We start from the raw sequence: 25,602 nt of genomic DNA, 5'->3' as shown, positions 1-25,602 counted from the left end.
CTTGGATGCAAAAAAAGAAGGATGCTCCTTTAATTGACTAAAGGACCATCCTTCTTTTTTTATGATAGTATGTTTTTCACTCTTCCAACTTGACCGTCTTGGAGTCTCACTTTGATTCCGTGAGGATGATTGGCCGAGTTCGTCAGTATGTCTTTCACGACTCCCTGTGTCAGCTTACCGCTGCGCTGGTCTTTTTTCAGGACGATTTCAACTTGAAGTCCCGGTTTGATATTTGCTCGCTGCTGTCCGTTCATGGGATTCTCCTGTTCTGGTTATTTTGGGTGGGTTCTGATTTTGTTGCCGTTAGAGAAAATTCGACAAGTGGCTCAATAATTTAAAAACTGGCGCAATAATCCTAATTCCGGCGCAATTCCTTAAATTGATCCTGTTTTTCCTGGCTCCTGCCTCAATATTTTTAAGTGGAACCAGTCTCTACAATACCTTTTCCACTTTTATCCGACTAAAAGATACCTTTTCCAAACCGTAAAACTAACTTTCAATTGGTTTTCTTCTATTGTTGGATTAATACTGATTATCAATCCTCATCCTTCACGTCCGGATCTTCCGGAATCGGCTCGCTCAGATATTCGGCCAGCTGTTTCTTTGCTTTTTCCATTTGCGCGAGGTGCTGGTTGAATTGTTCGCGATAGATCAAATATTGTTCTCCATCATGGACCGCCCTTATTTTATTCTCATGGATCATTGCTTCTATATATGATTCGGGCAGGGACAAGTACTCTGCTGTTTCTGTAATGGTGAGATACATATGCTTCGCCTCGACTATGATTTATTGAACCAGCTCAATTTTCGCGACTGCCTCACAGTGCATCGTCTGCGGGAACATGTCCACCGGCTGGATTTCCGTTGTTTTATAGCCGCCGTCTTCGAGGATACGAAGGTCGCGCGCCAGGGTTGCAGGGTTGCAGGATACATAGACAACTTTCTTTGGCTTCATGGCTAAAATGGTGTTAAGAAGTGCTTCATCGCATCCTTTCCTCGGCGGGTCGACGACGAGTACATCCGCGCTGATTCCTTCTTCGTACCAATCCGGTATGACGACTTCAGCAGGACCTGCTTTGAATTCAACGTTTGTCATATTGTTTAGTGCGGCATTCTGTTTGGCATCCGAAATCGCCTGCGGAACGATTTCAACGCCGTACACTTTCTTCGCTTTTTGGGCAAGGAAGAGCGAGATGGTGCCGATTCCGCAATACGCGTCGATCACCGTTTCTTCTCCTCCCAGATCAGCATACTCCAACGCTTTCTCATACAATACCTTCGTCTGTTCAGGGTTGACTTGATAAAAGGATCGTGCAGAAATCGCGAACTTCACTTCGCCGATCATATCGTGAATGACTTCCTCCCCCCATAAAGCGCGGGTCGTGTCACCCATGATCACATTCGTCTTTTTACCGTTCACATTATGGACGATGGACTTCAACCCTTCAATGTTCTTGACGAGTTCTTCAACAATTTTATCCTTATGAGGAAGCTCATTTGTTCTCGTCACAAGAACGACCATGACCTCACCTGTCGTGTACGCTGTGCGGGTCATGATATGGCGGAGTGTCCCTTTATGTTTCTTTTCTTCGTATGGAGAGATACCGAGCTCTTGGCAGATGTTTTTTACATGCTGGATCACTTCATCATTTTTTTCATATTGAATGATGCATTTATCCATATCGATGATTTCATGGCTGCGCTTCTGATAGAAACCTGCCACAAATCGGCCGTCTTTTTCCCCGACCGGTACCTGTGCCTTATTCCGGTAGCGCCACGGCTCCTCCATCCCAAGCACTTCATGGACCTTGACGTCATGAAGTTTACCGATACGCTGCATCACGTCGCGGACATTCTTCTCTTTCGCCTGCAGCTGGCCTTCATACGTCATATGCTGGATCTGGCAGCCTCCGCATTCCTTGTAAATCGGGCAAGGCGGCTCCTGGCGATATGGACTTTCCTTCGTTCGTTCCACCAATCGGCCAAACCCGTAGCCCTTGCTTGGTTTTACGACCTTCACCTTGCCTTCTTCACCGGGGAGGGCATCGGGAACGAATAAGGGATAACCGTCTACCTTCGTCACTCCGTTGCCGTCATGCGTCAAATCCTCGAAATAAGCGTCATCTATATAATCATTCTTTTGAACAGGTGCTTTTTTACTCATAGTGATCTTCCTTTTCTGATTCCTATTTAAGACTCTACTGATTGTACCATAATGGGATATACATGTTGAAATCCATCTTAAAGCGGAGGCGGGTGATATAAGGCGAATCAGGCACGAAGGCGCTCTTTGCCTTCATGGCCGGTTTGACTTGTGACATGTACCTCTTAGCCCTGAAGCTGGACAATTCTCGAGATTACTTATTTTAAAAAAAGAAAACACCGAACACATTCCGTTTTCGATGTTTTTTCCCATTTATCCTTTTTGCAGCTGCTGTGCCAAATCATTCTCACGGATGGCCCTGATACCGGCATTCAGATAATCCTGAAAACTGTCGGCTTCCTCGCTGTCACTCTCTTCCAAGGCTTCAAGGATGCATACAAAGTTATCGATCAGATGATCGGATTTCATGCCTCTGCTGATCAACACATTATTCAGCCATAGTGCATAGTCGATAAAGACCTTTTCATCCCCTGCCGCAGCTGTCGTTTGGAGGTAATTAAAATGGTGGACATTATCTTCATAACATTTCTGCTTTCCCATTTCCCCGAATCTTTCCTGCAGTTCAGGATAGCGTTCATAAAGTTTCATAACCGCACGTTCAATCACAGACTTATACTTATTTTCCATCAGTAAGCCACCACCTTATATTTATCAATCGATGGGATGATCGATGCGAGTTCCTGATCAGGATACTTTTTTTCAAGCTCATGAATCCGCTTGTAGTCCTCACTTTGTATCCATGTCATGAAATGCTCCTTCGTATCCCACTCCATATGGACGGTGATTTCGCCGGGCTTCTTTTCATTTTGAAGCAGCAGGAATCGCTGAAACCCCTCTGCTTCATCCACCAGCCCGGAACGTGAATGATAGATTGATATGACTTCTTCCGCCTTATCATCCGGAACGACGAATGTTGAATGTACGATATACATGAAATCCACTCCTCCCTTGACTATTGCTTTCCGACATTCTTTTTTTCTCACTTTAACACAACGGTGGTCTCAGGGAAACAATCACTCCTAACTATTTCTGGAAGCTTCATGTTATCGCTTGAAATGGATTGTAGAGAGTTGCTAGTATAGAAAGATATTTTAAGAGAAAGAAGCCGTGGATAATGTAAAAACTTACCTTGTTTGAAGTGAAATGGGTAAGGATAAAGGGAACGTGGACCTTTTTGTAAATGTTGCTTTTACTCACGGTTTCTACGGGTTGAACGATCTATGGACCGGCAAGCCCGCACGCATATTTTTCTTAAAATAAAGTTTAAAAAAGAACAATAAAAAAAGAAGGTTGATCATATGAATCCAGACATCTTAGTAAACCTGATCCTGGTAGGGAATGTGTTTCTCGGTGTGCTTTTCGCATTAAAATCACGCCGCTGGTGGCTCCCTTATATCTTGATGGGGCTCACCTTTCTAACCCTGACTTTTGGGTTCGGGATATCACTTGTATTAAACAAACAATCTGTACTGTCTTATTTATTCGTATTTGTTGTCGGTCAGCTGATATGGGCATTTGTATTTGTGATTATCGCACATATCCTTTCATTCATCGTCAGAATGGTGCCCTTCCGCCATAAACAGCAGATCGGGTGGGGCTTTCTGGTTGGATTCCCGCTGGCATTTTTAGTGTTTATATTGGTTCGATAGAAATTTGATGAAAACCGCCTCCCGGATGCGTACCGGGAGGCCGTTTTTTTGACCCGGCAGTGGATTGTGATGCTGACTTTGGTCTTGATTCTTTCGTTTTTGGGTGATAATCTTCGAGTTTTCCACGATAATCTTTTAGTTTCCACTGGAAATCTTCCAGTTTCACCCGATAATCTTCGAGTTTTAAAATTAATTCCGTCACTTACCAAAATTTTACACCAGCCCATATGAAATCAAACAAATTACCAGCACACAAAAAAAGGAACGCCGCAATCATTATGGGCATTCCTTTTCACAAACAATTAAAGCGCCTTATCCTCTGGACGGATCTTGTCCAGAGGGACAAATACGTCAAGGTGGCGGTATAAGTTTTCAAATTCTGCAGGAAGGACGCCTCCGAGTTCACCGTCCACGTTCAGCTGCACTTTTTCTTTGGCTTGAATCTTGATCCGGTTCGCCTGCGTGTAAATGACGTTCGGGTCTTTCACGTGCTCACCCCGCACAGCAAGTGAAGCAATGCGGATAAATTCAGCGAGATTCGTTTTCTTCAGGATCAATAGTGAGAACAAACCGTCGTTGATGGACGCATCCGGTGCGAGCTTCTCAAAGCCGCCGACCGAATTGGTGAGTCCGATCAAGAACAACATCGCTTCTCCTTCAAAGAGCTTTCCATCATACTCGATCCTGACATCTGTCGGCTTGATGGATGGCAGCATTTCAATGCCTTTTAAATAATAAGCAAGCTGTCCGATCATGGTCTTGAGTTTGCTTGGGACCTCATATGTCAGCTCAGTGATTCGGCCGCCGCCGGCAATATTGATGAAATAACGGTCATTCATGCGTCCGATGTCCACAGGAATGGTTTCACCTTTTGTGATGACATCGATTGCCTGTCCGATGTCTCTCGGAATATGGAGTGCCCTTGCAAAATCATTGGTCGTTCCCATCGGCACGATTCCAAGTTTCGGACGGTATTCCTGTTCTGCCAGGCCATTTACCACTTCATTCAACGTCCCGTCCCCGCCTGCAGCGACGACGATATCGTATTTACGTTCAACAGCGATTCGGGCGGCTTCCGTCGCATCGCCTTCACAGATCGTAGCGTGAACAGATGTTTCGTAACCAGCCTGTTCCAGTTTAATTAATACCTCGGCAAGATGCTTTTTAAAGAGCTCCCGGCCTGAAGTAGGATTATATATAATTCTTGCGCGTTTCATACCCCATCATCCTAATCTTTATTTTAAATTGCCTGATCTCGGAGATTATGTTCAAATTCCATCTTTTAACATCATATAAAAATAAGTCTTCACTTGCAATAACGCTGTGCTGCGTCCTGCTTTATAAAATAACAAATAGATGCCGTCATTCATACTTAGCATCTACCGCTCCATATCATAACTCTTTTCCGGAAAAAAATCTAATAAAAATATAGGAAAATAAAGAAGGTTTTATGACTTTATGAGTACCTCGAGTAACTGATGCGAAATCCACCGCTGCCCGTTCCCGTGCAAGACTTCGCTTTGCGCTGGCAGTCTGTGAGCATTTTAACCTCCCGATCCGCATCTTTTAGAAAAGAGTCTTTCATAAAAACTCTCCAACTATCGTACTAATAAGAGATTGCATAATATCTAGTAATGGAGGTCATTTATGAAGGTATTGATTCTGATTCACGTGCTTTCTGCCATCATCGGTGTCGGCCCCACGTTCTTCGCGCACCTTTTGACGAGGCCGGATAAGGATGTAGGTGAACTGCGCATCGCGATGAAATACAGCAAGTTATTAGAATTCTTCCCCAAAATAGGCGGAAGTATTGCTGTCTTGACAGGAATCGCCCTTGTTCTAGTGGGAGATTACGGCTCATTCACTCAAATTTGGCTGCTTGGCTCCTTGATTCTCTATATTCTCATTCAAATCATCGTAATCGGCTTTATCACGCCTCCGACGAAAAAAGTGAATGAATGGCTCGAGCGTCCAGAAAATCTTGAGCTCACAGGTGCTCCGCCAGAAGAGATTCAAACTGCACTGATAAGCATTTATCGACGATTCTATCTTGCCTCCTCATTGGGAGTCCTTCTCTTTATTTTTATGATACTTAAACCGTGATTAGAGTAGTCCTTAGGAAGGAAAGTATGTCCCCAAAACAACAAAAAAGCCACCGTGAATGAACGGATCATTCAAGGTGGCTTATGAAAACAGCTTGATATTGCGGTGTTCAAGGAATTGCAGGGAGTCCTGAAGGGAACTGCCGTCGAAATGATATACTTCCTGAATCATTTCTCTCCACTTGTCCAGGTCCTTCATTTGATATTCACGGATGTTGCGGTATGTCATGACCTTCAGCGTATGGTTGCGGAGAAAATAGCATTGATTTCCCTGAAAACGCACGGCTGTGATGCGTCTCATCGTGATATTATCATCTGTATCCTCATAGGATGCTTCAATATCCTTTAGTAGATCTTCTTCTTCAAGCGGCACCCACTCGATCAGTTTCTTCACGAAGGATTTTCCATTTGAACGGCGATCCACCTCGAACTCATACTGATCTCGTTGAGTGAAGATGATTTCTTCACCGAACCCGTGCAGAAGATGTTTATGTCTGGATTCCAGATCAACCGGTTTCATGATGGGTGAACCGTAACCAACATCTACGTACAGGTTTTTGCCATCAATCTTGATCATCAGGCCAAGATGCCCCGGCTTCACCCTTACAAATCGGCAATCGAAGCCTAATTCTTTTAAAAGCCTTCCGAAATTGATATTCAGGGTGAAGCATGTTCCTCCCCAGCCCTTTGAATACAAATGTTCTGTAAAATCTTCAAGAGAAGGGACATAGGAGCCCCCTTTTGAGAAATAATAAAATTTACTGAAGGTTTCATATGGGATTCGAATAAGATGCTGTTGAATCAATCGTTGTAAATAATTTATCGTAGGCTGCTCAACTTCCATGTTCAAGTAGTTAACGTACTTTTCTACAGCGTTCATCCTATCACTCTTTCTACTCCAAGCTATGTATATTATGATAATCCCGTAAAGGTATGGATTCAACCAAAAACTACGGTATCCTGCCTTTCATACTTCTTCTCCTATCATAAACCAAATTCCTTCCAAATCACGTTACGTTTTCATGTCATCTTCACTTTTACTTTAATGCAGTGAGGGACGGGCCTTTAGCGCGATAAAGGACCGTCCCTCAATAAGAAGACAAGAAAAAAAGGCCCATTAGAGATGGCCTTGAAATATGTTGGTGATTTAGTTTTTGACTCCAGCTGCGATGCGCTTTACGTTCGTCTCTGCTGTTTTCGTCAGGTCTGGAGTGAACCCGTTCTTCATTCGCTCGTTTTCATCTTTAAAGTAGGCTTGTACCTCTTCATCGAATTCGATTTCAATAAGATCACGAATATCGGTGATGCGAAGAGCGATCATTATAGAAACAAGGTGAGCAACTGTTAATGATTTTTTCTTGAAATTAACTAGTTCATTGATCGTCGCTACCCGTAAACCTGTCAAGCGATGTAAATCACCTTGTGTCAATCCTCTTTCACGAAGGATGTCTCCCAATTTAATGTGAATTTTATGGGGAAATTTATCCAGTGATTCAATGACAATCGTATTTGTTTTTTGGTGAATCATGATGCTTCAACTCCTCATCCTATACCATAGTACCGTGAATTACGTCTTTCGTGAACCGGGAAAAAGTTCCAACCAGCAGGGCACTTTATACCATACCTATTATAACGGGAACCCACAGGCTTAATAAAAGCATAAATAATTCTTCCTGTTTCTTCATGAGGAATTGAAGCGTTCAGATGTCCTTCCAGAAAAAAAGCCGGGAGAACAGGTTCTCCTCGGCTTTTGTGCTTCTTTTTACATCAATACTTTCTGAACCAGGGTTGTCTTAAGACTTTCATAAACTTCGTCCCAGATGTTTTTATCCTTGATGTATTGGGCTGTTAAGCGTTCAATCATTTCTTTTTGCTTCTCTGGAAATTGTTCATGATCCTTCGGCGGCAATTTCGCTCTCTCATCATCGACGATTTTTTTCACCATGGGTGCTCTCGGACCCCATACAGTCTTCTCTTCACCATGCTCATCAATGAATATAAAGATCGGGATCGCCCTTGATGTACCGTTGGTGAGGTATTGATCCATGAGTTCCAAATTCTGATCGCGGAGAATCATCTTCACATCCATTTCAGCCTCTTCAGCGACCTTCAGCAGGATTGGAATATTCAGCATTGCATCGCCGCACCAATCTTCCGTGAGCACGATTACACGTAGAGATTGACCGGCAAGGGCTGCCAGTACCTCTTTGTCTTCGCCGGGAATCGTAAATTTATTTAAGATAGACAATGTATTTTCTTTGTGAGTTTTCATATATTCTAAATATTCACTTGGTGACATCCCTTTGTCGAACCAATCTTGCAAGTTCATTTATACTCCTCCTCAAGGTGCATATCTATAAAAATAACACATACTCTTTCTCATTTTCTCTCTATATCTTATTCATGTTTACTTAATTCCACAAGTAATATCTATTTACGCTGATTCCTTTAGCTGAACATCGCTGTTGATTTCCGTGTGAGATATCTTTAAAAATTTCAATTGTACGAATATGCCTGTAGGAATATAATATAAGAAAGCAGTTCTCTTGAAAGATCACTTAATCAATAAAATTAAGTTAGGTGCTTTAACGGCTGACATGTAAATGTCCACGATAAAGCAGTCATCTCCCCGTATTCACTCCATATGAATCAACACTAAATGATAGCTGATACAATAAAAAAAGAATAGCCGTTAGGCTATTCTAAGAAAGATCCAGTGGGGAATAGGGTGTTTTTAAACTATTGTCCTTATAGAATCTACGTTCTTTACAGAAAAACGAAAAACATACTCTCACAAAAAAAGCTGACTCAAAAGTCAGTTTAATCCTCTTCTTTTTGGTTAATGTATATGGTTATAGGATTATTTTTCAATTGAACCATCTTCAAAATGTCTGGAACTCTCTATTATCTCTGCCACTTTTTTATAGTAGTAGTTCAGCTCGATTACACTGTCCGCCTCCTTCAGTCTTTTCATATAAAGATTCGCTTTCTCATAATCTTCAGGCGGCAGTTCAACCTTGATTCTCTTTTTCTTCCACTTTGCCAACAGGTTTCACCTCATTGTGATTTGAAGATCCTCCCTTAGAGGTCAATTCGAGCTGATATTGTGATAGCTCTTGGATATAGGATGCTTTCGTGTTAGCTAAATTCTGTTCAATTTTTCTGGTAATGACGGAACTTCCCCCGATTCCGGATAATAAACTAATGTAAATCGTATACCACATCGGGATCGTGTCAATGACTGGAAGTACAGAGAGGTAACCTGCTAGAACGCCTATGATAATATCCTTGGTTGAGCCAAAAAGGTAGTGCTTCTCACCCTGGTCATCGATAAACTTTCTTGGAAAGGTGAAATGACCATTTTTGAAAATCAGAATATGTCCTAAGCCCCCGATACCGCCCATCAACATTGGCAACAAGATCACTTCAATTAAGGACATTCTATCCACCCTCTGGAATCATTTACTATTATTATATATTATTTACAGAATATTCAGAATAGATAATTGGACGCAAATTTGTCCACCAAAGGAGAGCCAAAATGAGAAAAATTGTGATGAAAGTCTCGTCTGTCGACAAACTTCGATTCCAAAACTATATGATGCAGCTAAAAAGCGCTGATTCAAAGGCAGAAGCAGATATGTACTATCGAATGGCAAAAAAGATCTTGGAAAAAGGCAGGAAACAGGCATAACCAGGTGCTGTTTTGAGATGAGTTTGGAAGATTTTCTGATTGTTTATTCCGTCCGTCATGGGTTGAACTGAATAGGTGAATTCGCACGCCAAGTATATTGTACTTGGTTTTTATTTTTGCCCGGTATAGGATGCAGGGATAAGCGATGTGATTTAGATTATCCTTCCACAAACATAAAAGGAGAGCCGAAGCCCTCCTCTCAACTAAACAAACAATGGATTAATAAACACCGACTGCATCAAATGCAACATTTACACTTGCCACTTCAGCACTTCCAGAACCGTAAAGGTCAGTCGCCGATTGGACTGCAGCTGAACGAAGCTGGCTGAATGTAGAAGATGGAGTCAGGTATTGAGTCAATGCACGGTAGTAGATGTCACCAACTTTATCTGTTCCGATACCCGTCACACTCACGCCATAGTGAGTGCCTCCCTGGCTCAATAGATAAGCCGCTTTGTTTCCGATACCGCTGTTGATATGGACACCGCCATTATCGCCTGTGCCGGTATATCTTACGGAATAGTGATCCGGATCATTGTATTTCGTTGGATCTGACATGGAGCGCAGTGCATCCCCGCTTTGTCCCGGTGTGTAAATATCTTCCCCGATCTCCCAATCTGGATTATTACCTGTATGGTATTCAAGCAGCGTTCCAAATATATCCGACATCGATTCATTGATCGCTCCAGACTCGTTTTGATAGATTAGATCCGCCGTTGTATCTGTCACGGCATGAGTCAATTCATGCGCCACGACGTCAAGGCCTCCAGATAGTGGAGCGAATGTCGAGCCGTCCCCATCACCGTATACCATTTGCTGGCCGTTCCAGAATGCGTTATTGTAGCTTCTTCCGTAGTGGACCGTGGATTCCAAAGCCGCACCGTTGCCATCATAGCTGTTACGGTTATGAGTATCTAAATAATAATCATATGTTTGACCTGCATAGTAATGAGCATCGACTGCCGCTGCATCATAGCTTGCATGGAACTGGTTGTCGGCATCTGCCCAAAGGGATCCCGGTAAACGCTGGCGGTTACTGGCATCATACGTAAAGACCCCGCCTCCTCTCGTATTATCCTGTAAATAATATGTGGAGGATGAAAGATACGTATTTAATGACTTCGTGTCACCAAGTACCCCTGTTCCGGAGCCGACCGTATCAGATCCGACTGCACCCGGTCCGCCCGGTTTACCGGCTTTTCCGTTTGCTTCATGAATCTCATTTACTTTATCCAAGATCTCTCCGCTCGCCGCATCAATGAAGTAATTCCAGTTGCCCGGCTTTGGATCCAGGAAATTATAGTTTACAAGATAGGCTTGATGGGCACTTCCATCTTTTACATAGATAACGGATTTTGATTTAGGCGCATATTCATAAGACGGCTCACTTCCAAGCTCTGCGACCAGGTCTTTTTCACCCGCCGTTACCGCATCTTGCTTCGATACGTTTTTCGCTGCTTTAAGAGTTTTCTTATCTGCAAGATTCGGAACCGGTGCACCGGATACCGCAGTTAATACTCCCTCCTTGTTTACATGGGCTGTCAATACGGCACCATATACAGGAGTCCCTTTATACATTTGCTGAACGCGAAGATATGTATATCCAAGATTATCTTTCTTCTTTTCTACCACTTTGAAAGAAAGATTCGCATCTCCCTTGAACTTGAACACGTCCTGTTTTTGATTGAAATAATCCATTACGATTTTTTCAGGCGAGTTGGCAGAAGGCTTCGTCAGCTTCCCTGAAATGAATTGCGGAGCCCCGATTTTTTCATTGAAATTCACTTTCTGGCTCAGGTCAGGAGCACCCAATGCATCCGCTGAGAATACCGGCCCCATCATCAAACCTGCTGTTAAACTTAATGCTACGACTTTTTTCTTCAATTACAACACCTCTTTTTAAGAATTTTCTAACTTTTCAAACTGTAGATAAAACTATAGTACAAGCCCGCCATCCACCGAATGAGTCTAAATACCCGTTTATTAACTTTCTCAACTCTGTGCCTAAATACCTACATAAAAACCCTTAAAAGTACCCATTTTAGGAAAATTTGAATAAAACGAAGAGTGTTTTTACCACTCTTTTATAATTTCCATCTAATTCCACACAAAAAAGACCCGCCTCTCTGCCGCTTTAAAGCAGCGAGGGACGGGCCTTGAAATGATGAAATTTAGCGTTTTTGAATTTCCTGTTGAAGCAGTTTGTTTACGAGCGGCGGGTTCGCCTGCCCTTTGGTTGCTTTCATGATTTGACCGACCAGGAATCCGATCGCACGGTCTTTACCGTTTTTGAAGTCTTCGATCGATTGTGGATTGTTATCCAGTGTTTCAGTGACGATCTTCAGAAGGGCTCCTTCGTCAGAGATTTGAACAAGACCTTTATCTTTTACGATCTGTTCAGGATCTCCACCGTTTTCAACAAGCTCTTTGAATACCTTCTTGGCAATCTTGGAAGAAATCGTTCCTTTTTCGATCAGCTGAATCATGCCGGCAAGACCTGCAGGAGTCAGTTTAAGATCATGAAGTTCCTTTTGCTGTGCGTTCATGTAAGCCGATACTTCACCCATCAGCCAGTTGGATGCCAGCTTCGCTTCTGCCCCTTCACTTACCGTTTCTTCGAAGAAATCGGACATTTCTTTTGTTAATGTCAGTACCATCGCATCGTATGCAGGCAGTCCCAATTCTTCCACATAGCGCTGTTTACGCGCATCAGGAAGTTCAGGGATTTCCGCGCGGATACGGTCCATCCACTCTTGGTCGATGTGCAGGTTCAAAAGATCAGGCTCTGGGAAGTAACGGTAATCATCCGATCCTTCTTTAACGCGCATCAGGATCGTTTTACCTGTCGATTCGTCGAAACGGAGTGTTTCCTGTTGGATCAGCCCGCCGGATAAAAGGACTTTTTCCTGACGTACGATTTCGTATTCCAACCCTTTTTTAACAAAGTTGAAGGAGTTTAAGTTCTTAAGCTCAGCCTTCGTACCGAACTTCTCCTGTCCGATTGGACGAAGGGAAATGTTCGCGTCACAGCGCAGGGATCCTTCTTCCATCTTACAGTCGGAAACACCTGTGTATTGGATGATGGATTTCAGTTTTTCAAGATACGCATACGCTTCTTCCGGCGTGCGGATGTCCGGCTCTGAAACGATCTCGATCAGAGGAGTTCCCTGACGGTTGTAGTCGACAAGGGAATAACCGTCGCCTGAGTGCGTCAGCTTACCTGCATCCTCCTCAAGGTGAAGGCGGGTGATGCCGATGCGTTTCTTCTCGCCATTCACTTCGATCTCGATCCAGCCGTTTTCACCGATCGGCTTGTCGAATTGAGAAATTTGGTATGCTTTCGGGTTATCCGGGTAGAAATAGTTCTTACGGTCAAACTTCGTATCCTGTGCGATTTCACAGTTCAATGCCATGGCCGCTTTCATACCGAATTCGATGGCACGCTTGTTCACCACCGGAAGTACGCCAGGATATCCAAGGTCGATCACGTTTGTATTGGTGTTCGGCTCTGCACCGAAGTGGTTCGGAGCAGGCGAGAACATTTTACTGTCGGTCTTTAATTCTACGTGGACTTCTAGTCCGATTACTGGTTCAAAGTTCATTGATTTCACCCCTTACAGTTGTGGTTTTTTCTTATGAAAGTCTGTAGCCTGCTCGAATGCATGTGCTACGCGGTAGATTGTGCTTTCATCAAAGTGCTTCCCGATGATTTGCAGTCCAAGCGGGAGTCCGTTTGAAGAGAAACCGTTTGGAACAGAAATTCCTGGTACACCTGCAAGGTTAACCGGGATCGTCAGGATATCATTTGCGTACATTGTAAGTGGATCATCGATCTTTTCACCGATTTTGAACGCAGGAGTAGGTGTTGTCGGTCCAACAATGACATCATATTTTGCAAATACATCTTCAAAGTCTTTCTTGATCAGCGTGCGGGCCTGCTGTGCTTTTTTATAATAAGCATCATAATAACCCGAGCTGAGTGCGAACGTACCAAGCATGATACGGCGCTTTACCTCGTCACCGAAACCTTCGGCACGCGTCTTCTTGTAAAGATCAAGAAGATTGTCGGCGTTCGGCGAGCGGTAGCCGTAGCGGACACCGTCAAAACGCGCAAGGTTTGCAGACGCTTCAGAAGATGCCAATAGGTAATAAGTGGATACGCCATATTTGGAGTGCGGAAGTGAAACTTCTTCCCAAGTTGCTCCGAGGCTCTCCAATACTTTAAGAGAAGCAAGAACAGATTGGCGAGCTTCTTCGCCTACACCTTCGCCCAGGTACTCCTTCGGTACAGCGATTTTCAGACCTTTGATATCGCCCGTCAATGCTTCTGCATAGTTAGGTACTTCAACGTTCGCTGAAGTGGAATCGTTCGGATCAAGACCTGCAATTGCCTGCAATAAATAAGCATTGTCTTCTACGTTGCGTGTGATCGGTCCGATTTGATCAAGTGAAGATGCAAATGCCACAAGTCCGAAACGAGATACACGTCCGTAAGTAGGTTTCAAACCTACAGTACCCGTGAACGATGCCGGCTGACGGATTGATCCGCCTGTATCGGAACCAAGTGAAAATGGAACTTCCCCAGCCGCAACCGCAGCTGCAGAACCACCTGAAGATCCGCCAGGAACCGTTTCAAGATTCCAAGGATTGCTTGTTTTCTGGAAGCCTGAGTTTTCAGTCGATGAACCCATGGCAAACTCATCCATATTCAATTTTCCGATTGTGATTGTATCGGCACTATGTAATTTGTTGATGACCGTTGCATCATAGATTGGGTTGAAATTTTCAAGGATCTTACTAGCACATGTCGTACGAAGACCTTTTGTGACGATATTATCCTTGATTCCGATCGGCATTCCGAAAAGAAGACCTTTCGATTCATCCGTCCCAAGCTTAGCATCCATTTCTTTCGCTTTCGCACGTGCATTTTCTTCATCCAAAGTTAGAAATGCTTTAACTTTATCTTCGACAGAATCGATTCGCTTGTATGATTCGTCGACAAGATCTGAAACAGACACTTCTTTTTTATGTAAAAGTTCATGAAGCTCTGATAATGTATGATCAAATAATGACATTAGTTGCCCTCCTTAGTCCAAAATCGATGGAACGCGTACTTGTCCATCCTGTTTGTCTGGTGCGTTCTTCAACACTTCTTCACGCGGAAGCCCTTCTACCGGCTTATCTTCACGCATAACATTCTTCATATCAAGAACATGGCTTGTCGCTTCCACATTCTCTGTATCTAATTCATTCAGCTGCTCGGCAAACCCGATAATCGCATCTAATTGACTTGTAAACTTTTTCGCTTCGTCCTCCGTGATGGCTAGTCGTGCAAGGTGCGCAACATGCTTCACCTGATCTTCAGAAATTCTAGACATCCTCTTCACCTCCATATAATTTCGAACACTAACAATACTATTGATAATACCAAAATTCGCGGTGTTAAAGCAATAGGCGAGGACTGGATGAAGTGGATTGCAGCAGGTAAACATGATGGAGGAGCAGGTTCATGAATGACTGTTGGATTGGGGTTTGTGAATAGGTTTCTTTTTTAAAGCGGCAGTTTTTTATACTTCCATTAATAAAAAACCGCCCCACCACATGCTCATCCTAACATGACAGCGGAACGGTTTAGAACATTTCTTCATTAAAAGAGCTTATCTTTAATAGAAGAAAACAGGTTCTTCTTTTTGGGTTTAGCTTTAGTAACCGGTTTATCTGACTGCTTTTTGACATAAATCTCGTCTTTATTGATTGCGTGGTCGTATGCAAGCAGCAGCCCGATATCGGTTTGGGATTCTTTATTCGTCACCATAGAGAAGGATACCCCATGCTGATTGGCAAGTTTAATATACTTCGTAAGATAGTTATAGTTCATATTTCCATTCAAGAGAAGCTTGGCACCCGAGTGTTCCTTGAGGCTTTGCTCGACCTCCTGGTAAACCTTCTTCTCCCTCACCTGATTCTGCGTCAGGGCAATGACGATCCGTTCCCGCAAGCTCCCCAGAAATTTCCGCCGTTCATCAGGTTTCGTCTGTTTCTGACCGTACATCCCATTTTCCAAGTAATCATCAATCGTTGGCTTACTCACTTCCGGCACCTCCGAGTTTATGCTGATTTTCCCTACACTATATGACAGCGTCCGCTCAATTGTTTCGCTTTCCTTATTCTCTCCCATTTTCTCTTATGCAAACACTTACAGACAAACGAAACGGGCTGAGGCATGCAGGAACTTTTTTTGCAGACTCATATATTCGCAGCTGTTGATTTCCGCACACAAAATTCCAGCCGGCTTTTTCCTCACCAAAACAATCGATCCTCATTACCGGAATTGAAGCCCCAAAACTTCCGGCCCTTCCCTTATTAATTCAAATTCCATCACATGAGGTGCCTCCCCATAAGGGTTCTCTACCTTCACATTCCACTTATTTTCGCCTTCTTCTTTGACTTCGACAACCGGTGTTTCTTTTAATGCTTTTATATATTCCTGTTCAGATACCGGCTTTTCCTTGCCATCCATCCTCAGAATGAACTCTCCATCTTTTTCACTTCCAATATACTCTCCGACGTGTTCCGTCAGCCACTGGTCTATCTGCGGAGAAATCTTCCTTGCAGCTTCCAGAACGGTCCCTGAATTCAATTCCACTTCCCGTTCCATCACATCAAAGAGATAATGTTCATTCTTATCACATTCGAAAATCGTCCCGTGTTCATCGATGGCTCCATCCGTTCCGCATACATCGACTACGATTCCATCAACCGGAAGCTCGCTGTTTTGAAGTTCCTTTTTCCCTGCGGTGTCGACTCGGAAGTTCTCCCGGTCCCTTACGGCATAGCCCATTCGTTGTCCATCCGAGTTCAACTCATAGTAGTTCATACGGTCATCTTTCAACATTGATTCTGTTATGAGATCAAATTGTGTCAAGACAAAATCAACCTCTGTATGAGGTGATGTTCTCCATTGTTCCGCTTCGTATCTGCTTCTTTTCACCTTCACCGCTTCTCCGTCCTCTGAAAGACGTATCCAATAAAAGACAGTATATGGGTGAGATTCATCGATCATCGATAAATCCAATCGTTCATAATTCCCTTGTTTATCGATGACCACTCTAAAATTGGTCAACTTTACCCCATACACATTCTGCACATCGAGTTCCTTCTTGATATTCTTCCATTCTTCCAACAGACTGCCTTCGTAAAAGTTGGTCTGCTGCAGCGTCACGGTCCTCGGCCGTTCATACCATTCCTTCGCGACAAACGGTATGATCACGGACAACATAAAGATGGCAAGCCCCAGGTAAGCCGCTCGTTTTTTCCCCCAAGCATTGGTTGGAATGTCGCGAAAAAACAAAAGGAACACAACGAATCCAAGGGGAAGCTTCACGCTGTTTATTTCCAACATGAATGCTCCAAGGATGGTATATCCCAAAAGCTTCAAGAATAAGTATGGCTCTTCTTTATCTGATTTACGGTATAGTATGATGACAGCAGTAATTGAAAACATGAATAAAAAGAGTTCCATCACTTTCATCCCCCCTTCCACAAACAGGTAAATTATTACATGTACCCATTATAACAGTAAATAACATGTACACCTGAGCCACATTAAGAAATAACTCCATAAAAAAACCGCTCCACCGAATGGAACGGTTTGTTCATTATGTTTAAAGCACCGACAACAGAATCGCCTTCTGCACATGCAGTCGATTCTCCGCCTGCTGAAATACAGCCGACTTCCCTCCGTCGATGACTTCTGCTGTCACCTCTTCCCCGCGGTGAGCAGGGAGGCAGTGCAGGAATTTCACATCGTCCGAGGAATGTGACAGCAGTTCTTCATTTACCTGATAAGGTTCAAATATCTGAAGGCGTTCGGCCGTCTCTTCTTCCTGACCCATGCTGGCCCAGACGTCAGTATAGACGATATCTGCTCCAGCAGCGGCTTCCACGGGATTATAAGTGAGTGTAAAACTTCCGCCGCTCGCTTTAGCCAGTCCAACAGTGGCATCGATCACTTCCTGAACAGGTTCATATCCTTTAGGACAGGAAACAACGACATCCATCCCAAGCTTGGCACAAAGGATCATGAAGGAGTGGGCGACATTATTTCCGTCCCCTATATAGACAACCTTCAATCCGGCGAGCTGACCTTTCAATTCATAGATGGTCAGTACGTCCGCCAGCGCCTGACAGGGATGATAGGTATCGCATAAGCCGTTGATGACAGGCACGCTTGCATGTTCAGCGAGCTCGGCGACCTTTTCATGTTCAAATGTACGGATCATGATGGCATCCAGATATGAAGAAAGGACTTTTGCTGTATCAGCGATCGACTCACCTCTTCCAAGCTGGATATCACGGGAGTTCAAGTAAATCGCATGCCCTCCCATCTGCAGCATGCCTGCTTCAAAGGATACTCGGGTTCTTGTCGATGATTTCTCGAAGATCATTCCAAGGGTTTTGCCTTCAAGTTTCTTAGAGACCGGGTTCTTTTTCAGATGCTCTGCCAGTGACAGGAGCTCATGCACCTCTTCTGTTGTGTAGTCCAGCCACGTCAGTAAGTCTCTTCCTTTTAGTGAAATCTTCTTGAATGGGGACAGGACTGCATTTGATTTCGTCATGTTCACTTCACTCCTTGCATCATTTTAGGTTTCGCCAATGGAATCGGAGCGACATCGGCTGCCTCCATACTCTTTATAAAAGCAAGCAGGGTCTCTTTTTCCGTGATGACGGCGATTCCCGCTTCCAATGCTTGTATGCGCTTCTTCTTCATTTCTTCACTATCCTGGTTATTGAAGTAGACTGCGGCAGATTGAGAATCCACCCACTCGCTAAATCCAGCTTCTCCCGAAGTTTGATAGGTTTGAAGATTGCCAACCTCTCCATCAATGAACATAGTGCCTCCGCTCTGCATGTGATCATGCCAAGGTTCAAATACCTTAAACAGAGCTTCTTCGACCGTACGCCCGAGACACATGCCTTCCCCGGTCGATTTCATATTCGCTCCCAAGATATGGTCAAGCTCAGGCAGTGCATGAGAAGAGAATACCGGATATTTAACCGCCACAATCTTCAACTCATCAGCCGAAGGTGCCATGAACGAATCAATTGTGAGGTTTTCATCACATAAAAGGTCTGTTGCCATATCGATCAATGAGAAACCGATGACCTTGCTGATGATCGGGACAGTCCGGCTGGCCCGCGGATTGACTTCTAAGATAAATACCTCTTCTCCCTGCAGAAGGAACTGGATATTCATGATGCCTGTATAATTCAGCGCAGAGACCACTTTTCCCGCATATTCTTCAATGGCTTTCTTTACTTTTATAGACAGTGATTGGGCAGGGAAAATAGCCATGCTGTCACCTGAATGCACACCTGCTCGTTCGATATGTTCCATTATTCCTGGAATATAGGCGTTTTCCCCATCTGCGACCAGATCGATTTCAGCTTCTCCGCCCGTTTTGAATTCATCCACGAGAATCGGGAAGTAGTCGTCATCTGCTCCTTGAAGCCACGCCTGAAGTTCACTCAGGGTTTCCAATTTCACCATTCCTTTACCGCCGATGACATAAGACGGACGGCATAGAATCGGAAAGTGTAAATTCTCCGCTACCTCAAGGGCCTCTGTTTTACTATGGCAGATATCCCCCTTCACTCGGGGAACCGATAGCTCATCAAGCAATTGATAGAATCGGTCACGGTCTTCTGCAGCATCAATGGTGTCAGAGGTGATTCCGAGAAGGTTAACCCCTCTCTCTTCCAAGAGCGGTGCTAGATTCAATGCCGTCTGCCCTCCGAATTGAACCAGGACGGTATCGATTCCTTCATGTTCAATGATCGCTAAGACGCTCTCCAATGTGACCGGCTCGAAATACAGGCGATCTGCTGTTTCATAGTCAGTACTGACCGTTTCAGGGTTATTATTGACGATGATCGTTTTGTATCCGTGCTTCTGCAATCGTTGGTTCGCTTTAACCGCGCTGTAATCGAATTCCACTCCCTGGCCGATTCTGATTGGGCCCGACCCGATGATGAGCGCTTTCTTTCCTCCCTCGAGCGGCTGGATTTCATTTTCTCCGTAGTAGGTGGAATATGCATAATTGGTGATGGCTTCGAATTCGCCGGCGCATGTATCGACCATTTTAAAGCTTGGTTTGATTCCAAGAGCCTTCCTCAACGCGGTGACTTCATATTCATCAATGCATGACAGTCTCGCAATTTCACAATCTTCGAATCTACATTTCTTGGCCTGCAGCAACAGCTCTTCATTTAAAGGACCTTCTTTCAGTTTTCCCTCGATTGCTAAAAGATTTTGCAAGAGGGACAGGAACAGAAAGTCGATTTCTGTTCTGGCATGAAGGTCTTCCATTCCATACCCTCTTCTCATTAGCTCAACAAGCTGAAAGAAGCGAAGGTCTGTCGGCGTTTCGATTGCCTCCAGCAAGTCTTCGTCTGTAAAAGAAGACATCTCTTCTTTAAGTGAAAGGCCTTCTGCTCCAACATCCAAGGATTGAATCGCTTTTTGAAAAGCCGCTTCCAACGTGCGTTCGATGGCCATGACTTCTCCGGTCGCTTTCATTTTGGTCCCGAGTCGGCGATTTCCTTCCGGGAACTTATCGAACGGCCAGCGCGGAAACTTGACGACGACATAATCAAGGGCAGGTTCAAAGCTCGCGTAAGTCGTTCTCGTCAGCGGATTGATGATTTCATTCAATGTAAAGCCGATGGCAAGCTTGACGGCGACCTTCGCTATTGGGTAGCCGGTCGCCTTCGATGCGAGTGCCGATGAGCGGCTGACCCGCGGATTGACTTCAATGACATAGTATTGGTTGCTGTCAGGGTCTAAAGCAAACTGTATATTGCAGCCTCCCACTACCTCAAGCGCATTGATGATGTCAAAAGCCGCTGTACGGAGCATATGAAACTCCTGATCCCTAAGGGTCTGGGATGGGGCCACGACAATGGAATCACCCGTGTGGACACCTACAGGGTCGAAGTTTTCCATGTTACACACCGATATACAATTTCCTTTCGAATCTCTCATCACTTCATACTCGATCTCCTTGAAGCCGGCAATGCTTTTTTCCACAAGGATCTGATTGATCGGACTTGCTTTCAGTCCGGTTTGCACAAACTTGACGTACTCCTCTTTTGTTGAAGCGATTCCCCCGCCTCTGCCTCCTAAGGTATAAGCAGGACGGACAATGATCGGAAGCGGGATCTTTTCCGCGAAAGCCAGTGCAGCTTCAAGATCCTCCACGATTTCACTCTCTGCGACAGGGTGACCCAGCTCGTTCATAAGGGTACGGAACTTTTCACGGTCTTCCCCCTTCTGGATGGAATCCACCGAGGTTCCGAGCAGCTTCACGCCATATTTCTCCAGTATCCCTTTTTCATGAAGCTCCACTGCAAGGTTGAGGGCCGTCTGACCGCCGAGATTGGCGACCAGCCCATCAGGACTCTCTTTTTCAATGATGGAAGTGACCGTTTTAACCGTAAGGGGCTCACAGTAGACCTTGTCGGCATTTTCGGAGTCGGTCATGATGGTAGCCGGATTATGGTTCACAAGGATCACTTCATACCCTTCTTCCTTAAGGGCCAGACAGCCTTGGGTACCGGAGTAATCGAATTCTGCTGCCTGCCCTATGATGATCGGACCTGATCCTATCACAAGGACCTTCTGTATACTTGAATCTTTAGGCATAAATCTTCTCTCTCCCTGGTTGTTTGATGGATTGATAGAATTCTTCAAAGATGTATGATGCATCCTCAGGACCCGGTCTTGCTTCGGGATGGAATTGTACGGAAAGAATCGGTTTCGTCTCATGCTGCAGCCCTTCTACCGAACCGTCGTTCACGTTGAAAAACCGCGGTTTGAGGTTCGTGCCATACAAGCTTTCATCCTCTACTACATAGTTGTGGTTTTGAGAGGTCAGGTAAACCTGGCCCGTTCCGTGATCAATGACTGGATGATTCGCTCCCCGGTGCCCGAATAGGAGCTTTCGAGTATTGCCCCCAAGTGCAAGGGCAATCAATTGATGACCGAGACAGATCCCCAGTGTCGGCAGTGAAAGAATATGCTCTTTCAGCTGCGGCAGAATATCTGCCATTTCTTTCGGGTCCCCGGGACCATTCGAAATGACGAGTGCATCAGCCTTCAAGGTTTGAAGCAATCCGATGCGGTCGTAAGGGACGACAGTGACCGCGCAGTTCATTTTTACAAGACTCGTGATGATCGATTTTTTCACCCCGAAATCAAGCAGTGCAACATGGATATCCCCCTTTCCATAATGGTGTAATTCTTCAGAGGCCACTTGTTCAATCTGGCCTTGAAGCTTATGAGACGGAGGAATCTCAGGTGTCATGCTTATACATGCATTCTGACTCCCCAGTTCCCTGATCGTTTTGACCACCTGCCGGGTATCGACCCCGGTCATATAAGGAATCTCCCATTTGTGGAGATACTCTTTAAGGGAAGAAGTCGCTTGATAATGGGAATAAACGTCCGGACAATGGAGCATGATCACCCCTTTCACCTGCGGCACGGCACTTTCTGAATCACCCTCATTGATTCCGTACTGTCCGATCAGCGGATAGGTGAAGACAACGATTTGATCTTTATAGGAAGGATCAGTGAGAACCTCCTGATAGCCCGTCATACCTGTAAAAAAGACAATCTCTCCTGCAACGGGGCTTTTGCGGACCGAGCACAGTTCTCCTTTGAAAACTGTCCCGTTTTCTAAACTTAAGTAGCCGGTCATGACCAATCCCTCCTTGGAATGAATTTTTATTATTAATTAGGTATTTTTATACATTCTTGATTAAAAAAATCTAGCGGGATGCTTCTGCCTCTTGCAGGTTTATGGACTGTTCCAATATCGTAAGTGCTTCCTTAAGTTCCGTTTCCGTAACTGTCAATGGAGGCAGCAGACGGATGACATCGGGTCCCGCAGGCAGTGTCAGCAGTCCGTTTTCCCTCAGCCGTTCAATGGACTCCTTCGCTTCACCCTCCAATTGTATCCCGATCATGAAGCCTTCTCCCTTCACTTCATTTACTTGCGGGAGTGACTCCAACTTATCTTTAAGAGACTGGATGAATAATTTCGATTTCCTTTTCACTTCACATAAAAAAGAATCATCCATAATCGTTTCGAGAGTCGCTTTCACCGCAGCCATCGCGAGGGGATTACCTCCGAACGTGGAACCGTGGGTGCCTGGTGAAAAGGTCGAAATGAGCTCTTCCCTGCCGATCATCGCTCCGACCGGAAAGCCGCTTCCGAGTCCTTTGGCGGCAGTCACAATATCGGGATGTAAACCGTGGTGTTGATAGGCAAAAGGTGCTCCTGTACGGCCGATCCCTGTTTGCACTTCATCGATGATCAAGAGGGCACCCAGTTCCCTGCACTTTTTCTCCACTTCTTTCAAAAACGTTTCAGTCCCTGGGTTCACTCCGCCTTCCCCTTGAATCACTTCCAGCATGATCCCAGCAATGTCATCAGCTTCAATTTCCCTGACCGCCTCAACATCGTTATACGGCAAGTATTCAAAAGCCGGAACCAGCGGGCCGAATCCGCTGTGGATCTTCTCCTGGCCGGTCGCGCTCATGGTTGCGAACGTACGCCCGTGGAAAGATTGTCTGAAGGTAAGAATCTTTGTTTTTCCTGTATGCTTCTTTGCCAATTTGATCGCGGCTTCGTTTGCTTCCGCTCCGCTGTTGCAAAAGAAGACGGCATCCAATCCGCTGGCTCCTGCCAGAAGCTTGGCGGCTTCTTCCTGCAGGGAAATCTGAAACAGATTGGACACATGCCATAGTTTATCCAGCTGTTCTTCCACAGCCTTTTTGACTGACGCCGGGGAGTGCCCGAGATTGCAGACGGCAATGCCGGCAATAAAGTCAAGGTACGTCTTTCCATTTGAATCTTTCACCTTGGTCCCTTTACCCGAAACCAATTCTATATCCAATCGATTATACGTAGGGAATAAACAACTCATGAGGCTGCAACCGCTCCTTTATCGGTAATTTTTGTACCTAGAATGTTTCCGTCTTGGAAGATCGCCTGCTGCCCTCCGACAATCATCACTTCTTTCATGCTCGGCGATAACACGGATAGCGCTGATTTCACCTTCGGAATCATCCCTCCCGAAATCACACCGGACTCAATCAAATGATTGACCTCTCCTGCTGTTGCCTCCGGAATCATTTCGCCTTCCAGAAGGACGCCGGGTACATCGGTTACGTATAGAAGCTTCCCTGCCCCTGCCGCCTTCGCGATCGATGCAGCCGCAAGGTCAGCATTCACATTCACTTTTGTCCCTTCTGCTGTAACGGCAAGAGGCGCAATGACCGGGAGATACCCTGCTGAAGTCATGCCCGTTATCAAGTCGTTCTCCACCTCTTCAATTTCACCGACCAACCCAAGTGACTCTTCATCAATGAGAGCGGCTTTTAATAAATTGGCGTCATACCCGCACAGCCCGACCGCTTTCAAACCATGATGATTCAATTGGTTGGTGAGGTAGCTGTTCACTTTCCCTTTTAAGATCATTTCCGCCACCTCCAAGACCGGTTCCGTCGTCTTGCGCTGTCCGTTAATAAAGGTCGTTTCTATATTCAGCTTTTCAAGCATATTCGTAATTTCAGGTCCGCCGCCATGCACAATCACCGTGTTGTACTCCTTCATCATTCCGGCCAGACTTTCAAAAAATTGCGGGGAAAGTCTGTAAAGGATGCTTCCCCCCAGTTTGATGACGAGCATCTCACGTTCGATAGCTGGCATTGATTTTGACATAGTCATATGTTAAATCGCACCCCCAAGCTTTGCCTTCTCCAACTCCATCCTGCAAAAGAACGTTGATGACCACATGTTCTTCGTTATTCATATATTCGCTTACACTCTGCTCATTGAAAGCCTGAGGTGTTCCATTCGAGAAGACAAGTTCCGCGCCAATGTAAATGTCACATGTTTCTGGCTCTAGGGTTACATCACTGTGACCCATTGCACCGACGATTCTCCCCCAGTTAGGATCAGCACCGTAAATGGCTGTCTTGACGAGATTCGATCCGACTATTTTCTTGGCTATGATGTTGGCATCTTCAGTGGAATTGGCGCCTTTCACCCCAACCTCTATAAGCTTTGTCGCACCCTCCCCGTCACGGGCGATTTGTTTTGCCAGGTCTTCGCATAAAAGAGTGAGCCCCTCCTGAAAATGAACCCAATCAGGATGATTTTCATTCAACGGCTTGTTCTCAGCCCTTCCGTTTGCCATCACAATGACCATATCATTCGTAGAAGTTTCACCATCCACAGTTATTTGATTAAAGGAAGTATTGACCGCTTTCTTCAACGCACTTTGTAAAACAGGGGAGGAAATGTTGGCATCCGTCGTGATAAAACCGAGCATCGTACCCATATTCGGATGGATCATCCCAGAGCCCTTGGCAGCACCACCAATCGTGACGGTGTTCCCATCAATCACTACCTCGACACAGCTTGCCTTTTCAACAGTGTCTGTGGTCAAGATCGCCTTCTGAAACGATTTTGCACTGTTGTAATCACTGTGGACTGCAATTTCACTGCATCCATGCTCCATTTTTTCCATCGGGAGGCATTCACCGATCACTCCTGTCGAGGCAACCGCAACATACTCCTCTGGCAGCCTGAAGCGCGCTGCAACCAGCTCTCTTGTTTTCAATGCATCTTTCAATCCCTGTTCACCGGTGCAGGCATTGGCAATCGCACTGTTGCACACAACTGCCTGGAGGATGCCGCCGGCTGCCATGCTTTCCTGTGTCACTTTAAGAGGAGCTGCCTGAAAATGACTTTTTGTGTAAACCGCTGCACTCTGGGCAGGAGTTTCACTGTAAATCACTCCAAAATCCTTCTTTTCATAGCGCAGGCCGATATGGATGCCGCCTGCTTTGAAGCCTTCAGGGGATAATATACTCCCTCCTGCAACCTTCTGAACTTCTTTTTTCTCCATGACACTCATTTC

26 protein-coding genes are annotated in these 25,602 nt (G+C 45.0%); 3 read left to right on the top strand and 23 right to left on the bottom strand.

Annotation, left to right across the window (positions count from 1 at the left end):
- Positions 1 to 59: 59 nt before the first annotated feature.
- From ACUXV2_RS00555 to ACUXV2_RS00535, 5 genes are all read right to left on the bottom strand, one after another.
- Positions 60 to 254, bottom strand: a complete 195-nt coding sequence (locus tag ACUXV2_RS00555; RefSeq protein ID WP_446245128.1) for a YwbE family protein — start codon at positions 252 to 254, stop codon at positions 60 to 62.
- A 281-nt stretch (positions 255 to 535) separates the two neighbouring features.
- On the bottom strand, positions 536 to 766 hold the full coding sequence (locus ACUXV2_RS00550) for a helix-turn-helix domain-containing protein (RefSeq protein WP_446245127.1): 231 nt from the start codon (positions 764 to 766) through the stop codon (positions 536 to 538).
- A gap of 21 nt (positions 767 to 787) precedes the next feature.
- Entirely contained in the window at positions 788 to 2,164 is a 1,377-nt protein-coding gene (gene rlmD / locus ACUXV2_RS00545; protein ID WP_446245126.1) for a 23S rRNA (uracil(1939)-C(5))-methyltransferase RlmD, read from the bottom strand.
- A gap of 252 nt (positions 2,165 to 2,416) precedes the next feature.
- Positions 2,417 to 2,791: a hypothetical protein gene (locus ACUXV2_RS00540; RefSeq protein WP_446245125.1), complete on the bottom strand. Its 375-nt coding sequence runs from the start codon at positions 2,789 to 2,791 to the stop codon at positions 2,417 to 2,419.
- Entirely contained in the window at positions 2,791 to 3,096 is a 306-nt protein-coding gene (locus tag ACUXV2_RS00535) for an antibiotic biosynthesis monooxygenase family protein (protein WP_446245124.1), read from the bottom strand. The genes ACUXV2_RS00540 and ACUXV2_RS00535 overlap by 1 nt, the downstream gene beginning before the upstream one ends.
- Before the next feature lie 366 nt (positions 3,097 to 3,462).
- Between ACUXV2_RS00535 and ACUXV2_RS00530 the strand changes: the two genes are divergently transcribed.
- Positions 3,463 to 3,813: a hypothetical protein gene (locus ACUXV2_RS00530; protein WP_446245123.1), complete on the top strand. Its 351-nt coding sequence runs from the start codon at positions 3,463 to 3,465 to the stop codon at positions 3,811 to 3,813.
- A gap of 302 nt (positions 3,814 to 4,115) precedes the next feature.
- On the opposite strand, the gene ACUXV2_RS00525 is transcribed toward ACUXV2_RS00530, so the two are convergent.
- Positions 4,116 to 5,030 carry a diacylglycerol kinase gene (locus tag ACUXV2_RS00525; protein WP_446245122.1) on the bottom strand — a complete coding sequence of 305 codons (915 nt, stop codon included), beginning with the start codon at positions 5,028 to 5,030 and terminating at the stop codon, positions 4,116 to 4,118.
- Between the two features lie 430 nt (positions 5,031 to 5,460).
- Here ACUXV2_RS00525 and ACUXV2_RS00520 point away from each other — a divergent pair, with 430 nt between their 5' ends.
- Complete coding sequence (locus ACUXV2_RS00520) at positions 5,461 to 5,916, top strand: DUF2269 family protein (protein ID WP_446245121.1); 456 nt, start codon at positions 5,461 to 5,463, stop codon at positions 5,914 to 5,916.
- An 81-nt stretch (positions 5,917 to 5,997) separates the two neighbouring features.
- Here the strand turns inward: ACUXV2_RS00520 and ACUXV2_RS00515 are convergent, their stop codons facing one another.
- The 5 genes from ACUXV2_RS00515 to ACUXV2_RS00495 form a co-directional block, all read right to left on the bottom strand.
- Positions 5,998 to 6,795: an arylamine N-acetyltransferase gene (locus ACUXV2_RS00515; RefSeq protein WP_446245120.1), complete on the bottom strand. Its 798-nt coding sequence runs from the start codon at positions 6,793 to 6,795 to the stop codon at positions 5,998 to 6,000.
- 267 nt (positions 6,796 to 7,062) lie between these two features.
- Positions 7,063 to 7,443, bottom strand: a complete 381-nt coding sequence (locus tag ACUXV2_RS00510) for a helix-turn-helix domain-containing protein (protein ID WP_446245119.1) — start codon at positions 7,441 to 7,443, stop codon at positions 7,063 to 7,065.
- Between the two features lie 234 nt (positions 7,444 to 7,677).
- On the bottom strand, positions 7,678 to 8,244 hold the full coding sequence (locus ACUXV2_RS00505) for a thioredoxin family protein (RefSeq protein ID WP_446245118.1): 567 nt from the start codon (positions 8,242 to 8,244) through the stop codon (positions 7,678 to 7,680).
- A 531-nt stretch (positions 8,245 to 8,775) separates the two neighbouring features.
- The gene (locus ACUXV2_RS00500; RefSeq protein WP_446245117.1) at positions 8,776 to 8,961 is read right to left on the bottom strand and encodes a hypothetical protein; all 186 of its coding nucleotides are present in this window, start codon (positions 8,959 to 8,961) and stop codon (positions 8,776 to 8,778) included.
- Entirely contained in the window at positions 8,927 to 9,355 is a 429-nt protein-coding gene (locus tag ACUXV2_RS00495) for a DUF4257 domain-containing protein (protein WP_446245116.1), read from the bottom strand. The genes ACUXV2_RS00500 and ACUXV2_RS00495 overlap by 35 nt, the downstream gene beginning before the upstream one ends.
- A gap of 101 nt (positions 9,356 to 9,456) precedes the next feature.
- Between ACUXV2_RS00495 and ACUXV2_RS00490 the strand changes: the two genes are divergently transcribed.
- The gene (locus tag ACUXV2_RS00490; protein ID WP_446245115.1) at positions 9,457 to 9,609 is read left to right on the top strand and encodes a hypothetical protein; all 153 of its coding nucleotides are present in this window, start codon (positions 9,457 to 9,459) and stop codon (positions 9,607 to 9,609) included.
- A 219-nt stretch (positions 9,610 to 9,828) separates the two neighbouring features.
- Here ACUXV2_RS00490 and ACUXV2_RS00485 read toward each other — a convergent pair whose 3' ends face one another.
- The 12 genes from ACUXV2_RS00485 to argJ form a co-directional block, all read right to left on the bottom strand.
- Positions 9,829 to 11,493: a M4 family metallopeptidase gene (locus ACUXV2_RS00485; protein WP_446245114.1), complete on the bottom strand. Its 1,665-nt coding sequence runs from the start codon at positions 11,491 to 11,493 to the stop codon at positions 9,829 to 9,831.
- 287 nt (positions 11,494 to 11,780) lie between these two features.
- Positions 11,781 to 13,211 (bottom strand): Asp-tRNA(Asn)/Glu-tRNA(Gln) amidotransferase subunit GatB, encoded by a 1,431-nt coding sequence (gatB, locus tag ACUXV2_RS00480; protein ID WP_446245113.1) that lies wholly within the window; start codon positions 13,209 to 13,211, stop codon positions 11,781 to 11,783.
- A 12-nt stretch (positions 13,212 to 13,223) separates the two neighbouring features.
- Complete coding sequence (gatA, locus tag ACUXV2_RS00475) at positions 13,224 to 14,684, bottom strand: Asp-tRNA(Asn)/Glu-tRNA(Gln) amidotransferase subunit GatA (RefSeq protein WP_446245112.1); 1,461 nt, start codon at positions 14,682 to 14,684, stop codon at positions 13,224 to 13,226.
- A 12-nt stretch (positions 14,685 to 14,696) separates the two neighbouring features.
- Complete coding sequence (gatC, locus tag ACUXV2_RS00470) at positions 14,697 to 14,987, bottom strand: Asp-tRNA(Asn)/Glu-tRNA(Gln) amidotransferase subunit GatC (protein WP_334218296.1); 291 nt, start codon at positions 14,985 to 14,987, stop codon at positions 14,697 to 14,699.
- Positions 14,988 to 15,256: 269 nt separating this feature from the next.
- Positions 15,257 to 15,700, bottom strand: coding sequence for a YueI family protein (locus ACUXV2_RS00465; protein WP_446245111.1), 444 nt, complete (start codon positions 15,698 to 15,700; stop codon positions 15,257 to 15,259).
- 231 nt (positions 15,701 to 15,931) lie between these two features.
- On the bottom strand, positions 15,932 to 17,134 hold the full coding sequence (locus ACUXV2_RS00460; protein WP_446245110.1) for a hypothetical protein: 1,203 nt from the start codon (positions 17,132 to 17,134) through the stop codon (positions 15,932 to 15,934).
- 139 nt (positions 17,135 to 17,273) lie between these two features.
- Positions 17,274 to 18,227 carry an ornithine carbamoyltransferase gene (gene argF / locus ACUXV2_RS00455; RefSeq protein ID WP_446245109.1) on the bottom strand — a complete coding sequence of 318 codons (954 nt, stop codon included), beginning with the start codon at positions 18,225 to 18,227 and terminating at the stop codon, positions 17,274 to 17,276.
- Between the two features lie 2 nt (positions 18,228 to 18,229).
- Positions 18,230 to 21,313 carry a carbamoyl phosphate synthase large subunit gene (locus ACUXV2_RS00450; RefSeq protein WP_446245108.1) on the bottom strand — a complete coding sequence of 1,028 codons (3,084 nt, stop codon included), beginning with the start codon at positions 21,311 to 21,313 and terminating at the stop codon, positions 18,230 to 18,232.
- A complete protein-coding gene (locus tag ACUXV2_RS00445) occupies positions 21,306 to 22,370 on the bottom strand; it encodes a carbamoyl phosphate synthase small subunit (RefSeq protein WP_446245107.1) in 1,065 nt (354 codons plus the stop codon). The genes ACUXV2_RS00450 and ACUXV2_RS00445 overlap by 8 nt, the downstream gene beginning before the upstream one ends.
- A 70-nt stretch (positions 22,371 to 22,440) precedes the next feature.
- The gene (locus ACUXV2_RS00440) at positions 22,441 to 23,601 is read right to left on the bottom strand and encodes an acetylornithine transaminase (RefSeq protein ID WP_446245106.1); all 1,161 of its coding nucleotides are present in this window, start codon (positions 23,599 to 23,601) and stop codon (positions 22,441 to 22,443) included.
- Positions 23,598 to 24,404, bottom strand: a complete 807-nt coding sequence (gene argB / locus ACUXV2_RS00435; protein WP_446245105.1) for an acetylglutamate kinase — start codon at positions 24,402 to 24,404, stop codon at positions 23,598 to 23,600. The genes ACUXV2_RS00440 and argB overlap by 4 nt, the downstream gene beginning before the upstream one ends.
- On the bottom strand, positions 24,367 to 25,599 hold the full coding sequence (gene argJ, locus ACUXV2_RS00430) for a bifunctional ornithine acetyltransferase/N-acetylglutamate synthase (RefSeq protein ID WP_446245104.1): 1,233 nt from the start codon (positions 25,597 to 25,599) through the stop codon (positions 24,367 to 24,369). Before argJ ends, argB begins: the two co-directional genes overlap by 38 nt.
- Between the last annotated feature and the right edge of the window lie 3 nt (positions 25,600 to 25,602).

Source organism: Rossellomorea sp. NS-SX7, assembly GCF_052828565.1.
Note: the sequence above shows the minus strand (reverse complement) of the source record. Positions and strands in the feature narration are given on the sequence as shown.

What these genes read in the sequence shown, in the direction of transcription:
- ACUXV2_RS00450 (WP_446245108.1), bottom strand. Translation starts at nt 21,313, where the DNA reads ATGCCTAAAGATTCAAGTATACAGAAGGTCCTTGTGATAGGATCAGGT.
- argF (WP_446245109.1), bottom strand. Translation starts at nt 18,227, where the DNA reads ATGACGAAATCAAATGCAGTCCTGTCCCCATTCAAGAAGATTTCACTA.
- ACUXV2_RS00515 (WP_446245120.1), bottom strand. Translation starts at nt 6,795, where the DNA reads ATGAACGCTGTAGAAAAGTACGTTAACTACTTGAACATGGAAGTTGAG.
- ACUXV2_RS00530 (WP_446245123.1), top strand. Translation starts at nt 3,463, where the DNA reads ATGAATCCAGACATCTTAGTAAACCTGATCCTGGTAGGGAATGTGTTT.
- gatC (WP_334218296.1), bottom strand. Translation starts at nt 14,987, where the DNA reads ATGTCTAGAATTTCTGAAGATCAGGTGAAGCATGTTGCGCACCTTGCA.
- ACUXV2_RS00490 (WP_446245115.1), top strand. Translation starts at nt 9,457, where the DNA reads ATGAGAAAAATTGTGATGAAAGTCTCGTCTGTCGACAAACTTCGATTC.
- ACUXV2_RS00510 (WP_446245119.1), bottom strand. Translation starts at nt 7,443, where the DNA reads ATGATTCACCAAAAAACAAATACGATTGTCATTGAATCACTGGATAAA.
- ACUXV2_RS00525 (WP_446245122.1), bottom strand. Translation starts at nt 5,030, where the DNA reads ATGAAACGCGCAAGAATTATATATAATCCTACTTCAGGCCGGGAGCTC.
- rlmD (WP_446245126.1), bottom strand. Translation starts at nt 2,164, where the DNA reads ATGAGTAAAAAAGCACCTGTTCAAAAGAATGATTATATAGATGACGCT.
- gatB (WP_446245113.1), bottom strand. Translation starts at nt 13,211, where the DNA reads ATGAACTTTGAACCAGTAATCGGACTAGAAGTCCACGTAGAATTAAAG.
- ACUXV2_RS00535 (WP_446245124.1), bottom strand. Translation starts at nt 3,096, where the DNA reads ATGTATATCGTACATTCAACATTCGTCGTTCCGGATGATAAGGCGGAA.
- ACUXV2_RS00550 (WP_446245127.1), bottom strand. Translation starts at nt 766, where the DNA reads ATGTATCTCACCATTACAGAAACAGCAGAGTACTTGTCCCTGCCCGAA.
- ACUXV2_RS00495 (WP_446245116.1), bottom strand. Translation starts at nt 9,355, where the DNA reads ATGTCCTTAATTGAAGTGATCTTGTTGCCAATGTTGATGGGCGGTATC.
- ACUXV2_RS00440 (WP_446245106.1), bottom strand. Translation starts at nt 23,601, where the DNA reads ATGAGTTGTTTATTCCCTACGTATAATCGATTGGATATAGAATTGGTT.
- ACUXV2_RS00445 (WP_446245107.1), bottom strand. Translation starts at nt 22,370, where the DNA reads ATGACCGGCTACTTAAGTTTAGAAAACGGGACAGTTTTCAAAGGAGAA.
- gatA (WP_446245112.1), bottom strand. Translation starts at nt 14,684, where the DNA reads ATGTCATTATTTGATCATACATTATCAGAGCTTCATGAACTTTTACAT.
- ACUXV2_RS00520 (WP_446245121.1), top strand. Translation starts at nt 5,461, where the DNA reads ATGAAGGTATTGATTCTGATTCACGTGCTTTCTGCCATCATCGGTGTC.
- ACUXV2_RS00540 (WP_446245125.1), bottom strand. Translation starts at nt 2,791, where the DNA reads ATGGAAAATAAGTATAAGTCTGTGATTGAACGTGCGGTTATGAAACTT.
- ACUXV2_RS00505 (WP_446245118.1), bottom strand. Translation starts at nt 8,244, where the DNA reads ATGAACTTGCAAGATTGGTTCGACAAAGGGATGTCACCAAGTGAATAT.
- argJ (WP_446245104.1), bottom strand. Translation starts at nt 25,599, where the DNA reads ATGAGTGTCATGGAGAAAAAAGAAGTTCAGAAGGTTGCAGGAGGGAGT.
- ACUXV2_RS00555 (WP_446245128.1), bottom strand. Translation starts at nt 254, where the DNA reads ATGAACGGACAGCAGCGAGCAAATATCAAACCGGGACTTCAAGTTGAA.
- argB (WP_446245105.1), bottom strand. Translation starts at nt 24,404, where the DNA reads ATGACTATGTCAAAATCAATGCCAGCTATCGAACGTGAGATGCTCGTC.